The organism is Nesterenkonia alba DSM 19423, assembly GCF_000421745.1.
GTDB classification, from domain to species: Bacteria; Actinomycetota; Actinomycetes; order Actinomycetales; family Micrococcaceae; genus Nesterenkonia; species Nesterenkonia alba.
The window spans coordinates 60,861-75,435 of the sequence record NZ_ATXP01000011.1 but is presented as its reverse complement, the minus strand read 5'-3'; the positions used below and the strand labels follow the sequence as shown (position 1 = coordinate 75,435).

At 64.4% G+C, this 14,575-nt stretch carries 17 protein-coding genes; 10 read left to right on the top strand and 7 right to left on the bottom strand.

What is annotated here, in order from left to right; genetic code table 11:
• Window positions 1–27: 27 nt before the first annotated feature.
• Entirely contained in the window at window positions 28–360 is a 333-nt protein-coding gene (locus H578_RS0109090) for a hypothetical protein (protein ID WP_022873376.1), read from the bottom strand.
• A 1-nt stretch (window position 361) separates the two neighbouring features.
• The gene (locus H578_RS0109085; protein WP_022873375.1) at window positions 362–1,036 is read right to left on the bottom strand and encodes a DJ-1/PfpI family protein; all 675 of its coding nucleotides are present in this window, start codon (window positions 1,034–1,036) and stop codon (window positions 362–364) included.
• 110 nt (window positions 1,037–1,146) lie between these two features.
• Here H578_RS0109085 and H578_RS0109080 point away from each other — a divergent pair, with 110 nt between their 5' ends.
• Window positions 1,147–2,094, top strand: a complete 948-nt coding sequence (locus H578_RS0109080; protein WP_022873374.1) for a GlxA family transcriptional regulator — start codon at window positions 1,147–1,149, stop codon at window positions 2,092–2,094.
• Window positions 2,095–2,229: 135 nt separating this feature from the next.
• On the opposite strand, the gene H578_RS0109075 is transcribed toward H578_RS0109080, so the two are convergent.
• From H578_RS0109075 to H578_RS14415, 4 genes are all read right to left on the bottom strand, one after another.
• Window positions 2,230–2,682: a PIN domain-containing protein gene (locus tag H578_RS0109075; protein WP_022873373.1), complete on the bottom strand. Its 453-nt coding sequence runs from the start codon at window positions 2,680–2,682 to the stop codon at window positions 2,230–2,232.
• A complete protein-coding gene (locus H578_RS0109070) occupies window positions 2,679–2,912 on the bottom strand; it encodes a FitA-like ribbon-helix-helix domain-containing protein (RefSeq protein ID WP_022873372.1) in 234 nt (77 codons plus the stop codon). The genes H578_RS0109075 and H578_RS0109070 overlap by 4 nt, the downstream gene beginning before the upstream one ends.
• Window positions 2,913–3,025: 113 nt before the next feature.
• Window positions 3,026–4,021, bottom strand: coding sequence for a 1,4-dihydroxy-2-naphthoyl-CoA synthase (locus H578_RS0109065; protein ID WP_022873371.1), 996 nt, complete (start codon window positions 4,019–4,021; stop codon window positions 3,026–3,028).
• 10 nt (window positions 4,022–4,031) lie between these two features.
• The gene (locus H578_RS14415; RefSeq protein ID WP_169558516.1) at window positions 4,032–4,898 is read right to left on the bottom strand and encodes a class I SAM-dependent methyltransferase; all 867 of its coding nucleotides are present in this window, start codon (window positions 4,896–4,898) and stop codon (window positions 4,032–4,034) included.
• Window positions 4,899–5,066: 168 nt separating this feature from the next.
• Here H578_RS14415 and H578_RS0109055 point away from each other — a divergent pair, with 168 nt between their 5' ends.
• Genes H578_RS0109055 through hpt form a run of 3 tightly spaced genes read left to right on the top strand, consistent with a single transcriptional unit; the run spans window position 5,067 to window position 7,803 of the window.
• A complete protein-coding gene (locus H578_RS0109055) occupies window positions 5,067–6,200 on the top strand; it encodes a zinc-dependent metalloprotease (protein ID WP_022873369.1) in 1,134 nt (377 codons plus the stop codon).
• Window positions 6,193–7,230: a tRNA lysidine(34) synthetase TilS gene (gene tilS / locus H578_RS14410; RefSeq protein ID WP_022873368.1), complete on the top strand. Its 1,038-nt coding sequence runs from the start codon at window positions 6,193–6,195 to the stop codon at window positions 7,228–7,230. The genes H578_RS0109055 and tilS overlap by 8 nt, the downstream gene beginning before the upstream one ends.
• A 21-nt stretch (window positions 7,231–7,251) precedes the next feature.
• On the top strand, window positions 7,252–7,803 hold the full coding sequence (gene hpt / locus H578_RS0109045; protein WP_022873367.1) for a hypoxanthine phosphoribosyltransferase: 552 nt from the start codon (window positions 7,252–7,254) through the stop codon (window positions 7,801–7,803).
• Window positions 7,804–7,881: 78 nt separating this feature from the next.
• Here the strand turns inward: hpt and H578_RS14405 are convergent, their stop codons facing one another.
• The gene (locus tag H578_RS14405; RefSeq protein WP_022873366.1) at window positions 7,882–8,850 is read right to left on the bottom strand and encodes an ion transporter; all 969 of its coding nucleotides are present in this window, start codon (window positions 8,848–8,850) and stop codon (window positions 7,882–7,884) included.
• Between the two features lie 127 nt (window positions 8,851–8,977).
• Between H578_RS14405 and ftsH the strand changes: the two genes are divergently transcribed.
• The 6 genes from ftsH to H578_RS0109010 all read left to right on the top strand — a co-directional run bounded on the left by ftsH (window position 8,978) and on the right by H578_RS0109010 (window position 14,572).
• The gene (ftsH, locus tag H578_RS14400; RefSeq protein WP_022873365.1) at window positions 8,978–10,921 is read left to right on the top strand and encodes an ATP-dependent zinc metalloprotease FtsH; all 1,944 of its coding nucleotides are present in this window, start codon (window positions 8,978–8,980) and stop codon (window positions 10,919–10,921) included.
• Complete coding sequence (folE, locus tag H578_RS0109030) at window positions 10,899–11,462, top strand: GTP cyclohydrolase I FolE (protein WP_022873364.1); 564 nt, start codon at window positions 10,899–10,901, stop codon at window positions 11,460–11,462. The genes ftsH and folE overlap by 23 nt, the downstream gene beginning before the upstream one ends.
• A gap of 3 nt (window positions 11,463–11,465) precedes the next feature.
• Complete coding sequence (gene folP / locus H578_RS0109025; protein ID WP_022873363.1) at window positions 11,466–12,326, top strand: dihydropteroate synthase; 861 nt, start codon at window positions 11,466–11,468, stop codon at window positions 12,324–12,326.
• Between the two features lie 70 nt (window positions 12,327–12,396).
• Window positions 12,397–13,530, top strand: coding sequence for a 2-amino-4-hydroxy-6-hydroxymethyldihydropteridine diphosphokinase (folK, locus tag H578_RS16620; protein WP_022873362.1), 1,134 nt, complete (start codon window positions 12,397–12,399; stop codon window positions 13,528–13,530).
• Entirely contained in the window at window positions 13,531–14,073 is a 543-nt protein-coding gene (locus H578_RS14390; protein ID WP_022873361.1) for a DUF3180 domain-containing protein, read from the top strand.
• On the top strand, window positions 14,063–14,572 hold the full coding sequence (locus tag H578_RS0109010) for a PH domain-containing protein (RefSeq protein WP_028464118.1): 510 nt from the start codon (window positions 14,063–14,065) through the stop codon (window positions 14,570–14,572). The genes H578_RS14390 and H578_RS0109010 overlap by 11 nt, the downstream gene beginning before the upstream one ends.
• Window positions 14,573–14,575 lie beyond the last annotated feature (3 nt).

The following is a 14,575-nucleotide window of genomic DNA, read 5'->3' as shown; positions in this document are numbered from 1 at the left end:
ATCCACAGCAGAGATGAACGGCGTGGGCTAGCGATGGTGCGGTGGCGTGTGCTGGCGTGATCCCTGGACTTTGCTGCGAGGTAGCTTTCCTGCTCGGGAGTGGCCGTGTAGTTCATCACCTGCGACGACGACGTCGAACGTGAGGTTAAGTCGCATGGGTTTGGTGATCTGTTGGTGCCACGTCACTCGTTCTCCTGCAGCGTGTGGTTCCCGGGCGATGTCGTGAAGAGTGACGCGTTCTCCGGTCCCTGAGGCGCTGCCAAGGATCTCTCCGGAGCTTTCCGTGAAGGTGTATTCAGCGGTGATGCTGCCAATGGGGGTCTTGATGGTGAAGACCCAGTCTCCGAGGATGCTGCTCATATCAGGCTTCTTTCTGTGGTGTGGTGGTCCATACTGTGCCGCGACGCTCGTACTCGAACAGCGTCTCGACGTGGTGGGCGACATCGGCTCCGAACTCTCGATCCAGCAGGTAGAGGGCAGCATCTAGTCCGGATGTGACACCGCCGGCCGATACGAGGTCGCCGTCGTCGACTACTCGGGCGCGGACAGCATGAGTGCCCGTAGCTTCCAAGAGATCGATGCCGAGGGCATGGGTGGTCGCGGTGCGTGCCTCGAGGAGTCCCGCCATGGCTAAGGCGAGGCCGCCTCCACAGACAGTGACGACTGTGTTCTCAGGCTCTGATAAGGCCTGACGAAGCTGGGCGGCGGCCGCACTATTGGCGAATCGCGAGAGCAGCACGGGAATGGTCTCGTCGCCGGCATCTGGGTCTCCGTCAACAGGGCCTGAAGCACCGGGAATGAAGATGTAACCCGGTAAACGAGGGTCCAACCCAGCGGTGGCCTCCAGACAGATGCCCGGGGTACCGGAGACCACCTGGCGCGGTCCCTCCGCGGAGACCATGCGTAGCTCCAGGCCACCTCCCATCATGTCCCGCCCCGCCGTTAACACTTCGAAAGGCGCCACGATATCGAGAGGATCGAATCCGTCGAAGAAGACGAACTGAGCAATAGGAAGGGCAGATGCGTCATGGGGCATGTGCCCATCTTCTCCGTGCAGCAGAGGCGATACTACTGTCTTGAATGACAGCTACCGCCTGAATTCTGCCACGGACCGAATGGAGGATTTTACGGCTCTATAGTGCAGCTATGCATACCATTGTGGTCCTCGCACTGCAGGACACGATCGGTTTTGATCTTGCCAGTGCGGTCGAGACGTTCCGTCACGCACGGCTGCCTGATGGGAGACAGGCCTACCGGGTGCTGGTCTGCGGTGAAGCTCCGGAGGTCTCGGCCGGGGCCTTCGCGCTACGGGTTGAGCACGGGCTGGAGTCCCTGAGGCAGGCGGACACTGTGATGGTGCCTGGCCGTCATGACCCGCTGGCTCCGACCTCACCTGCCGTTGTGGAGGCACTGCAGCAGGCCGCAGCGGACACCACCAGATTGGCGTCCATCTGTGTGGGTGCTTTCAGTTTGGCCGAGGCAGGGTTGTTGGATGGGTTGCGGGCCACCACGCACTGGGCCGCGACGCAGGCTTTGTCTCAGTGCTATCCGAAGATCGAGGTTGATCCGGACGTGCTCTACGTGGATAACGGGCAGATCCTCACCTCCGCAGGGGCCGCAGCCGGTATTGATCTCTGTCTACACATGATCCAGCGTGACTACGGGGCAGCTGTGGCAGCAGATGCCTCACGGAGGGCCGTAGCACCCCTGCATCAAAGTGGTGGCCAAGCCCAGTTCATTCTGCGTAACCAGCCGACGTCGTCGACTCAGCTGCCAGACGCCAGCCTGGAACCGACACTGCAGTGGATTGAAGAGAATGCGCATCAGAACATCACTCTGGAGGACGTGGCGGAGGTTGCACATATGAGTGTGCGCACGTTGAACCGGCGATTCCATGCCGAGACGGGTCAACCACCCATGGTGTGGCTCACCGGCGTGCGGATTCGACACGCGCAGGAGCTGTTGGAGACTACCGATGATGGGGTGGAGCGGATCGCCCGCCAGGCCGGATTCCCCAGCCCCAGTAACTTCCGTGCGAACTTCCGCAAGATGGTCGGAGTTTCTCCCAGTGATTACCGGCGCACTTTTCGGTGATTCCCTTAGTCCCACGTCATGTTACTAACATTTGTGTTAGTAACACAGATGATAGTAGCTAGTAGCAGTACGCGGACTGTGGGCATACTTCTCTGGCCGTTGATTGAGACCCGCCTCGCTCCCGCGCTCGCCGCCTCAACCCGATAGGTGCCCTGAGCCGGTTCGCGGGTCGATCAGCTCCAGCTCCGGGTAGTGTTCGAAGTCCTTGACGTTCAGTGTGGCCAAGGATGCGTTGGACGTCACTGTCGAGGCGGCGATGTATGCGTCGTTCACTGACATCTTCAGTCCCTGGGCCCGCAGATGCGCGACGCTCGCCGCGTAGTGCTGGGCTGCGGCAGCGGTGAACGGGATGGTCCGTTGGCGGTAGGCGTCGCGGACGCTGTCTGCGTGTCGGCGCAGTTCAGCCTTCCGTCGCCCCTCGTGGGTGAGTTCGACACCCAGGTAGATCTCGCCGAGGACGACCGTGGTGATCAGGGTGCGGTGGCTGATCCGGCGGAGGAAGGAGACGACCTCTGGATCGGGCCGTGGCCTGGCGAGCTCGGAGACCACGTTGGTGTCCAAGACGATCGGCTGCTCGCCCTGGGTCATTGGAAGTCTGCGTGCTCGTGTTCGAACTGGTCGGGCACCTCCACCGGCTCAGTGCCCCCGCCGGCCATCTCGGTCAGGATGCGGCCCACGGGGTCCTCGACCTCGGTGCTGCGTGCGGTGCTGAGGATGGCACGCACCTCAGATTCCATGGAGCGGTTGTGACGGGCGCTGCGCTCGCGGAGCCACTGATGGACGGATTCGTCGAGATCTCTGACGAGAAGGCGAGGCATGACAGACTCCTTCACTGGTGCTACCTGTGCTATCAACGATAGCCGAAGAATGTCGAGCGATGAAGAGGTGCAGGCTTCCCGAGAACACACCCCGGCAGCAGGCTCGGGAACTACTAGTAGTAGTACGGGTAGGCGGACCAGTTGGGGTCACGCTTCTGGAGGAAGGCATCGCGGCCTTCCTGCGCCTCCTCAGTCATATACCCCATACGAGTGGCCTCACCGGCGAAGACCTGCTGACCAGCTAAGCCGTCGTCGGCAGCATTAAAGGCGAACTTCAGCATCCGCACCGCCTGCGGCGACTGCCGAGCAATATCATCGGCATACTCCAAAGCCACCTCTTCGAGGCGCTGATGGTCGACCGCCTCGTTCACCGCACCGGCAGCGACCATCTCATCGGCCGAGTGCTCCCGGGCCAGGAAGAAAATCTCCCGGGCCTTCTTTTGGCCCACCTGCCGGGCCAGTAGTGCTGAGCCGTACCCGGCGTCGAAGGAACCCACTGTTGCATCGGTCTGCTTGAACTTCCCGTGCTGGCGGGAAGCGATCGTCAGATCCGCCACCACATGCAGCGAATGCCCACCGCCAGCAGCCCAGCCGTTGACCACCGCGATCACCACCTTCGGCATGGTTCGGATCAACCGCTGCACCTCCAGGATGTGCAACCGTCCCGCCCGCGCCGCGCGCTGTGCCTCAGAATCTGTGTGAGCAGCCGCGGAGCCGGCGTCGTAGGCTTGCTGCCGGGCAGACTCGGCGTAGAGATAACCATCCCGGCCCCGGATGCGCTGATCCCCACCGGAACAGAACGAATGCCCCCCGTCCTTAGGGGAAGGCCCGTTGCCGGTGAGCAGCACCGCACCAACGTCAGCAGTCATCCGGGCATGATCCAACGCACGGTACAGCTCATCGACCGTCTCCGGGCGGAACGCGTTGCGCACCTCTGGGCGGTCAAAGGCGATCCGCACCGCGGGTAAGTCACGGATGATGGACCCGTCGTCGGCACGTTGGACACGCCGGTGATATGTGATGTCAGTGAACTCGAAACCATCGACCTTACGCCACTGTGCGGGGTCGAACAGATCAGAAACCGGGTCGGGAAGAGCGGGAGGCGTCACGGCCCTGAGTCTACTTCGGGTGGTGTGCTGGCCATGCCACGCCTGCCGGCTCAGCCTCTGTGGTGTGGGGGTGCTGTGCAGACCGCGCGAGCAGAATGAACTCCGGGGAATCCTCCTCAACCGGGGAGCGATCCCAGTCACCCCAGGTCTGCTCCACCGTGAACCCCGCACGCTGCAAAGACTCCACCAGCACGTGTAACGGCCGGTAGCGCAAGGGTTCCTCGGCGGCCACATGCCGACCATCGGCGAAGACGTGGTGACCGCGTGCAGTGACCAGGGGGCCATCGGCGTCGTCGTGTTCCACACCGAGCACTTCCAACCAGGAGGTGAACTCCCCGCCATCCGGATGCGGCTGTCTCTCCTGAGTGTTCTCCGGAGTCCAGGCCTCCCAGTCCTCTGTGGCCGGGTTGCGGGATTCGAAAGCCAACCAGCCGCCCGGCACCAGGGCTCGGTGCGCGTGGGCGAGAACCTCATCCCAGGCACACCGGGACAGGAAGTACTGCGCGACGTGACCGACCATCACCGCCAGCTGTGCCCACTGAGTGGGAAGCCGTTCGGCCGTACCGTGGATGAACTCAACCCGTGCCAGCTGCCCCGTTCGCTGAGCCGCCCCACTCTGCTCGGTCCACTGAGCGCCACGCCGGTGTGCCGCCTCAATCATCGCTGCGGCCGGATCCACCCCGATCACCTCAATCCCACGGGAGGCTAACTCCATCGCGAGCACACCGGTCCCACAGCCGATATCAGCCACTCGGCGGACACCGAGCTCCTCAGCGAGGTCTCGGTAGAACTCGGTGTCCCATAAGCCGGTGTTCTCCACGTCATAGAGCGCGACGAACTCGGGATCCTCAGTCCAGGGGCCGGAAATCTGGTGCATCATCGGTGAGCTTATCGTTGTCGAGCCTCCCACCGATCAAGAGCACGACGACGCCAGCACGGCTTCTGCCCACGCGTGGTGCCCGCAGTGCCCACTCGCCTCAAGGCGCCGTGCTGCGCCTGCGGTGTCCACAGGCAGTCTTTAAGGGGCGTGTGTTTCGATAGAGGCATGACTGCTCCGGCTGGGATCACCGAGGCTGAAGCCTCCGACCTGCTCATCAACTGGGAGGCCGCCCGCGCCACGGCGGCGCGCCTGACCCCGCCCGGACCGCCGTTGAGCCGCGCCGAAGCAGCAGCAGAGGTCACCGCCATCCGGCAGGCGGCCGCCGAATCAGTAGGTCACGTCCACCGCATCACCGGCATCACCGCCGCTGAACGGCTCGGTGAAGACCTCTCCGATGTGCTGGTCGTAGATCGGGCCGGATGGGCCCACGCTAATGCGGAAGGGTTCCGGCACCTGCTGGGTCCAGCCCTGAAAGCCGCCGCCGAGCGTAAACCGGAGCTGATCGAACGTGCTGGTTCCACCGCTCATCTGGTGGGATCCAGCGCCGCCGGAGCGGAGTTCGGTGCTGTCTTGGGGTTCCTTTCGGCCAATGTGCTGGGGCAGTTCGAACCCTTCAGTCAGCAACGGTTGATGCTGGTGGCCCCGAACATTGTGGAGATCGCCACCGAGCTCAATGTGGAGCGCGATGACTTCCGGCTCTGGGTCTGCCTGCACGAACAAACCCACCGGGTCCAGTTCGCCGCCGCCCCATGGCTTGCTGAGCACCTGCGCGAGCAGATCACCCGCCTGACGGTCAACACCATGGGGGCGGCCGACTCGCTGCCCGAACGCCTCGCCGAAGCGGCCCGGCAGATCCGTGAAGAACTCGCCACCGGGGGCCGCCGGTCCGCCCGCCAGCGGCTGCTCTCAGCGATCCGCAGCCCAGAGGATCAGCAAATTCTCTCCCATATCACCGCGGTGATGAGCCTGCTGGAAGGTCACGCCAATGTGGTGATGGACGCCGTGGACGCCTCCGTGGTGCCAAGCGTGAAAACTATCCGCCGCCGGTTCAACGACCGGCAGAAACACCGCTCCCCACTGGAGAAGCTCATCCGCAAACTCCTGCAACTGGATGTCAAAGCTGCCCAGTACCGCAACGGGCAGAGCTTTGTCAGTCAGGTGGTCGAGCAGATCGGCATGGAGCAGTTCAACACCATCTGGGAATCCGCCGAGCACCTGCCCACTGAAGACGAGGTCCACCACCCCGAACAGTGGATCGAACGGATGGGCTTTACCCCCACCCGCAGCAGCGATGGCTAAAACCCCGCAGGCTCTGCATGCAGCCCGCCGTGTAGTGGGCGAGGCACTCGACCCGCAGGGACTGAACCTGGTGGCCTGTTCCGGTGGGGCAGACTCCCTGGCCTTGGCGGTTGCCGCCTCTTGGCACCACCACAGAACCAGTGGCCCCAGTGCACAGACCCGGGTGGGCGCCGTCGTCGTCGATCATCACATCCACCCCCGCTCGGTGGAGATCTCCGGGCAGGCGGTGCGTCAGCTCAAAGCCCTCGGTCTGGACCCGGTGCGGATTTACCCCGCCACTGTGGATACCGACTCCCCGGATGGGCCAGAAGCTGCCGCCCGCACAGGACGCTACGCCGCATTCCGCCGGGCCATGCGCGAACTCGGAGCCACCCGCCTGCTCACCGCCCATACCCGCGACGACCAGGCCGAACAAGTGCTGCTGGGACTGGCCAGAGGCTCAGGGACCCGCTCCCTGGCCGGGATCCCTGCGGTACGCGGACCCTACCGTCGGCCCCTGCTGCAGTTGACTCGAGCCGATACCGAGGCGATCTGCCGCCACGCGGAGTTGAGCTGGTGGCAGGACCCAGCCAACCAGGATCCCCGCTACCTGCGTTCTAGGATCCGCACCCAGATCATGCCTTATTTGGAAGAGCACCTTTCGGCGGGGATCCGTGAGGCGCTGGCGCGTACCGCAGAGATCGCCGCCGACGACGCCGACCACCTCGAAACTGAAGCCAAACGTCTCTTCCCCCAGCTCATGGAGGATCCTGACCCCTCCGGTGCCCTGCGGCTGCGGCTGCACCCCTTGCGCACCGCCTCTGCGGCGATTCGGCGTCGTGTGCTGGCGCTGGGGGTGGTCGCTGCCGGCGGTGCCCACCCCAGTTCCGAGCGATTGGCCGCGGTCGAACGTCTCACCACCGGAAGCCGCTCCGCCGGTCCCGTGCAGTGCGAAGGGGGAGTCAGCGTGTATCGAGGGACTCGCGGCAGTGCGGAGTATGGAAAACTAGTCTTCGTTCCGCCGACCAGTACAGTGCCCTCACCTGCGTGAGGAAGGAGCGCCCACCCCGCTATGGATGCCCACGACGTCGCCGACGACCTCGCCGAGGTTCTCTACACCAAAGAAGAGATCGACCAGCGCATCAGCGAACTGGCCGCCGCGATCGACCGGGACTACGCCGGCCGCGATCTGCTGCTGGTGGGGGTGCTCAAAGGGGCGGTGATGGTGATGGCCGATCTTGCCCGCGCGCTGAGCAGCCACGTGACTATGGACTGGATGGCGGTCTCCTCCTACGGTTCGGGAACCAAATCCTCCGGTGTGGTCCGGATTCTTAAGGACCTCGACGCTGATCTGACGGGCCGGCATGTGCTCATCGTTGAGGACATCATCGACTCTGGGTTGACGCTGTCCTGGCTGAAGGCGAACTTGGAGTCCCGGGGGCCGGCGTCGGTGGAGATCTGCACTCTGCTGCGCAAACCGGATGCGGTCAAGGTGGACATCGACGTCAAGTACGTCGGCATGGATATCCCCAACAAGTTCGTGGTCGGCTACGGGCTGGACTTCGCCGAGCACTACCGCAACCTCGACGTCATCGGCATCCTCGCCCCCCACGTGTATGAGTGAGCGGCTGAACTCAGAGCTCGTTGATAGTGGTGATACGGGCGGCTTTCGGGGCCACACCCGTAGAACGTCTCCTTCTGGTTAGCGGCCGGGGGATTGGTTGCCCAGGGCGTCTTTGAGCTCGGCGAGGTCCGCCCGCAGCGCCTGGATTTCCCGATAGAGGATCTCGTTGTCCCGCGGGGTGTCACTACCCGGCAGCGCCGTTGATGCCCCGAAGGGTTCCTCGTGTTCTTGCCCGGTGCTCTCCTGTTGGCGTTGCTCGACCTGCGCACCCTCTGCAGATGCACCGGACTCCCGGACCCCGGCCCCCGCCTCGGTGGTCACCTGAGCGCTGGGCATCTCGTGCAGGGTGTTCATCGCATCCACGATCACCGCAATGATGAGGTTCAGTGCGGTGAAGGCCGCCAGAATGATGAACGGAATGAAGAACGCCCAGGCCCAGGGATGCTCATCCATGGCCGGCCGCACAATGGTCTCCCAGCTGGACAGGGTGGCGATCTGGAACAGACTGAACATCGAGTCCCAAAACCCACCGAAATACTCCGGCAACGTGTCCCGGAAGAACGTGGTGGCCATCACCGCCGCCACATAGAAGATCAACCCCAGCAGCGCCCCGGTGGAGAGGATCCCCGGGACCGCGTGCAGCAGTGCGGCTACCACTTTGCGCAGCTGCGGCAGCTGGGAAATCAGCCGCAACACACGCAGTACCCGCAACGTGCGCAGGATCTCCAGTCCCGCACCGGCGGGCACCAGGGCGACACTCACCACCACGAAGTCGAAGACATTCCACGGGTCACGGAAGAACCGCCATCCGAAAGCCACCAGTTTGCAGGCGATCTCCACCACGAAGATCGCCAGGCACAGGGTGTCGATGGTCACCAGCAGGCCACCGGCGGTCTCCATCACCGGCGGTGAGGTCTCCAGCCCCAGTACGACAGCGTTGACGAGGATCACAACAATGACGAACCGCTGGATCGGGGAGGACTCCACCCAGGAGCCCAACCGGGTACGCCAGGTGGCGCGGGTGGCTGCGGCGGAATGTGCGGGCATGCCTGACAGCGTAGCGGGGCGCGCGTATTGAGCCGAAGGCGAATGCCACCGGGTGCGACCTGACGCCGCGGCCCCGGGCTAGTACGGTATGTGCAGGCTTATTCTGCGCACTTCACGACGGAGCTGAATGAACTTCAAGAAAATCTTCACCGGACCGCTGTTCTGGATCCTGACAGCGGTACTGTTGCTGCTCGTCGTCGTGCCCCTGCTCTTCACCTCATCCGGGGCCGGTCAGCGGGTCGACACCAACGTTGGCATGGAACTCATCGAAGACGGCCAGGTCACCGAAGCGCGGATCGACGACGGCGACTCGCGGGTCGACCTCACCCTAGCCGAGGAGTTCGAACTCGACGGGGAAAACCTCGGCGACGCCGTCCACTTCCACTTCTCCCAAGCGCGCGCCGAAACAGTAGTCGAGGCCATCGCTGAGGCCGACCTCGAGGGCTATACCGACGAACCCGAGCAGTCCAACTGGCTGCTCTCCATGCTCGGGTTCATGATCCCCTTCCTACTCATCGCCTTGCTGTTCATCTGGCTCATCACCCGGATGTCCGGTGGTGGCTCGCGGGTCATGCAGTTCGGTAAATCCAAAGCCAAACAGTTCGACAAAGACATGCCGGCAGTGACCTTCGCCGACGTCGCCGGGGCCGAAGAAGCCGTCGAAGAGCTCCACGAAATCAAAGAATTCCTCTCCGAACCGGAGAAATTCCAGCGCCTAGGGGCCAAGATCCCCAAGGGCGTGCTGCTCTACGGCCCGCCCGGTACCGGAAAGACCCTGCTAGCCAAAGCTGTGGCCGGTGAAGCCGGCGGGTCCTTCTACTCCATCTCCGGTTCTGACTTCGTGGAAATGTTCGTCGGCGTCGGCGCCTCCCGGGTCCGTGACCTATTCAAACAGGCCAAAGAGAACGCCCCAGCCATTATCTTTGTCGACGAAATTGACGCCGTCGGCCGTCAGCGGGGAGCCGGCGTCGGAGGCGGAAACGACGAACGCGAACAGACCCTGAACCAGCTGCTGGTGGAGATGGACGGCTTCGACGCCAACACCAACATCATCGTCATCGCCGCCACCAACCGGCCCGACGTCCTCGACCCAGCCCTGCTGCGGCCCGGCCGCTTCGACCGGCAAATCCCAGTGGAAGCCCCCGACTTCGCCGGACGCAAAGCCATCCTGGAAGTCCACGCCAAGGGCAAGCCCATGGTGCCGGACCTCGACATCGAACAGATCGCCCGTAAAACCCCCGGATTCACCGGGGCTGACCTGGCCAATGTGCTCAACGAGGCCGCACTACTCACCGCCCGGTCCAATGCCGACCTCATTGACGACCGAGCCATCGACGAAGCCATCGACCGGGTCATGGCCGGGCCCCAGAAGCGCACCCGGCTGATGAAAGACCACGAACGCCGTGTCACCGCTTACCACGAAGGCGGCCACGCCCTCGTCGCCGCTGCCTTGAACTATTCGGCCCCGGTCACCAAGATCACCATCTTGCCGCGCGGCCGCGCCCTGGGCTACACCATGGTCATCCCCGAAGACGACAAATACTCCACCACCCGCAACGAGCTGCTGGATCAGATCGCCTACGCCATGGGTGGCCGAGTCGCCGAGGAGATCGTCTTCCACGACCCCTCCACCGGTGCTGCCAATGACATTCAGAAAGCCACCGACACGGCGCGGAAGATGGTCACCGAATACGGGATGAGCGCCAAAGTCGGGTCGGTGAAACTCGGCTCCGGGGACTCCAACCCGTTCCTGGGCAAAGAGATGGCCACCGGCAAGGAATACTCCGAGGAGCTGGCCGCGGTGGTGGACTCCGAGGTGCGCAGCATCATCGACGAAGCCCATGACGAAGCCTATTGGGCGCTCACCGAGAACCGGGACATCCTCGACACCCTTGCTGAGGAACTCCTGCGCGTGGAAACACTCAACGCCAAAGAAGTCGCGGAGATCTTCAAAGACGTGAAGAAACGGCCCAAACGTGAGATCTGGGAATCGAGCCCCGATCGGCCCATCCTGATTGATGAGTCGAGCCAGCGAGCGGAGACCGTCAATGGTCGATCTGGCCAGGATTGAGGCAGCGGTCCGGGAGATCCTGCTGGCCGTCGGCGAAGACCCGGACCGTGACGGGCTCAAAGACACCCCGGCGCGGGTCGCCCGCTCCTACCAGGAAGCCTTCAAAGGACTCCACGCCGATCCCGCCGACCTGCTGGCCACCACCTTCGACATCGGCCACGAAGAACTCGTCCTCGTCAAAGACGTGCCCTTCTACTCGATGTGCGAACACCACCTGGTGCCCTTCCACGGTGAAGCCCACATCGGCTACATCCCCTCCGCTGCGGGGGAAGTCACCGGGCTGAGCAAACTCGCTCGCCTGGTGGAGATCTTCGCCAAACGCCCCCAGGTCCAGGAACGGATGACCACCGAGATCGTCGATGCGCTGGTCACCCACTTACGTCCCGCCGGAGCGATCGTCGTCATCGAAGCCGAACACCTCTGCATGTCCATGCGTGGGGTGGCCAAACCCGGGGCGAAGACCATCACCTCCGCGGTCCGCGGACAACTGCGCAACGCCGCGACCCGCGCTGAAGCCATGAGCCTCATTCTGGGACGCTGAACCGTGGGGACCACCGGCACCCTCGTGATGGGGATCCTCAACCTCACCCCGGACAGCTTCTCCGACGGCGGACGGTTCACCCACCAAAACACCACCGACCCGCTCACCGTCCTCGCCGAGGCCCGCCGCATGGTGGACCAGGGTGCGCACATCCTCGACCTCGGTGCCGAATCCACCCGCCCCGGTGCCGAACCCGTGTCCGAAACCGATGAGCAGCGCCGCCTCCTTCCAGCCCTGACCGCGCTGCTGGCGGCACACCTGCCGGTGCGGATCTCCGTAGATACCCGGCACCCCGCCACCGCGCACGCCGCGCTGACCCTCGCAGCAGAAGCCGGCACAGAGCTCATCATCAACGATATTTCTGGGATCCTGACCCACCCGCAGATGCCGCAGGTCGTCGCCGAGCACGGATGCGAGGTCGTCATCACCCACAACCGGGGTGACGCTCAAACGATGCAGTCGAAAACCGACTACGACGACGTCGTCGCCGACGTCATCACCGAACTGCACCAGATCCGCAGCTGGTACCTCGAGGCGGGAGTGCCGCAGGAGAACATCATCCTGGACCCCGGTATCGGCTTCGCCAAGACCCACGACCAGAACTGGGAACTGGTCCGCGGACTGAACCACCTGGTCTCCCAAGGCCACCGGGTGCTCTTCGGCGCCTCCCGCAAAGGCTTCCTCGGCACCCTGCTCGCCGAGGAGACCGGCACCCCCCGCCCCCCGGAGGGGCGCGACACCGCCACCGCAGTACTCTCCGCCCACGCCGCCTCCGCCGGCTGCTGGGCTGTGCGGGTCCACACCGTGGAACCCAGCCTCGACGCCATCCGGGTGGCGCAGGTGGTGCAGTACCAGCCGGCCTGAACCCCGGACTCACGTGCGGCTGTACCCCAGCCTGACGGAGGTTCTTGCTCGCGGCGGTAGCCTAGAGACTATGGGCAGCGACGTCATCCGCCTCACCGGACTCACCGCCAGCGGATACCACGGAGTGCTCGGCATCGAAAAGCAGACCGCGCAACGGTTCGTTGTCGACGTCGACCTCACCACTGATGTGCGCCAGGCCGCGTCCACTGACGACATCACTAACACAGTCTCCTACGCCGAGATCGCCGCGCTGGCCGAGCAGATCATCACCGGGGAGTCCGTCCAGCTCATCGAAACCCTCGCCGAACGGATCGCCACACGAATCCTGCGTGAACACCCCCAGGTCCAGGACACCACTGTCACGGTGCACAAACCGGAAGCACCCCTACCGCAGGCGTTCACCGACGTCGCCGTCACCATCCGCCGCACCCGCGAGGACCTCACCGAAGAACCACAGCGCCTCGCCGCACCCAACCCCGCGTTATCCCACGTCTACGAGGCCGAACTGATCGACGACGACGTCGTCTCCGCTCCCACAGCGGGCTCTGCCTCCAGTCCTCCGGGGGTCACCCGCACCACCCCCACCGCCCAACTGGGCCCCTACGGTCGGATGTCCCTGGCTGACTTCCACGCCGCGGAGGCCGAAACCAGCCGCGACCACCTGCGCGACCCCGACCTGCCGGCAGCCTTCCCCGTCACCTCCGTGCTCGCGCTGGGCTCCAACCTCGGTGACTCCCGCGCCACCCTCGCCTCCGCGGTCCAGGCCCTGCGTGAGCACCCAGAAGTCGAGGTGGTCAAAACCTCCCCCCTGGCGCGCACCAAGCCCTACGGCGGGCCGCCGAACCAGCGGGACTTCCTCAACCAGGTCGTCGAAATCTCCACTAAGCTCTCCCCCCACGCGCTGCTGGACCTCGCCCAGCGGATCGAAGCCGACCACAACCGGGTCCGGAACGAACACTGGGGGCCCCGCACCCTTGATGTCGACATCGTCACCTACGCCGGGGCGGTCATCGACTCCCCGCGCCTGCAGGTCCCCCACCCTTCGGCGGCCGAACGAGCCTTCGTGCTGTTGCCCTGGTCCTGGATGGACCCGGTGGCCCTGCTGGAAGGCCGACCGGTCCGCGAACTCGCCCGGGAAGCCAGTGACTACGACGACGTCTGCCGGCTTGACGACCCCGAACAAGCCTCGTTCGGGGAGGACTAGATGCGGCTGCAGCCCCTCTGGCTCCTGCTCATCTGCGCCGGCGCAGTCCTGGCCGGCTACCTGGCTACAGTGCTGATGGTCGCCGCCGGGTATTCCTCCCCGGTGTTGCCCATGTCTTCAGCCATCACCCTGGCCGCTATCGGGCTCATCATCCTGGTTTTGGGGATCCTCGTTTGGGCCGACCAGCGCCGTCTTCAACGCGCCGATGACACAGCCCGCCGGGAACACACCACCCCGGTCCGCCCCACCCGCCGACTCCACCCCCTGCAAGCGGTACGCGTGGTCGCCGCCGGGCAGGCTTGCGCCTACGCTGGGACCATCATCGCTGGCTGGCACGGGGGAGTGCTGCTGGACCTCGGGCCCGCCGCAGGGATGACAGCCCCCAACGCGACGTCATCCTTAGTGATGGTGATCGGCGGGCTGATCTGGGTCATCATTGGGTTCGTCGTCGAAACCCTGTGCCGTATTCCGCCCGAGGACGGCACTCCACTCGACGAAGACGAAGAGACCGACGGGCTCGAGGAGGGCCATGCTGCATTCTGAGGCGATCGACCCCGCTGGGGTGACGTGGACCCGCGTCGACCCCGCCTATATTCCGGTGAAGTTCGTCGGCGCCATCGTGAACTGGCTGTTCTGGTTGGCCATCGTTTTCATCCCCGGGATCCTCAACTGGACCGGGGTGTGGTCCCTGCCGGCCTGGCTGCTCTACCCCGGGTTGGCCCTGATGGTCATCTGGGCGGTCATCGACGTCGCCCTGGTGCCCCGGCGGGTCAAAGCCATCGGGTACTTCGAACGCCACGATGACCTCCTCATCCGCAAAGGGCTGCTGTGGCAGCGTGTGGTCGCCGTACCCTACGGGCGCCTGCAGTACGTGGACATCGAAGCCGGGCCGATCATGCGGAAATTTGGGCTCTGTACGGTCCAACTGAAAACCGCCTCCGCCGCCACTGACGCCACGATCCCCGGGGTCCGGCGGGAAGAGGGCGCCCGGCTGCGTGATGAGCTCTCCGCTCGAGGCCAGGCCCGCCTGGCCGGGCTATAAGGA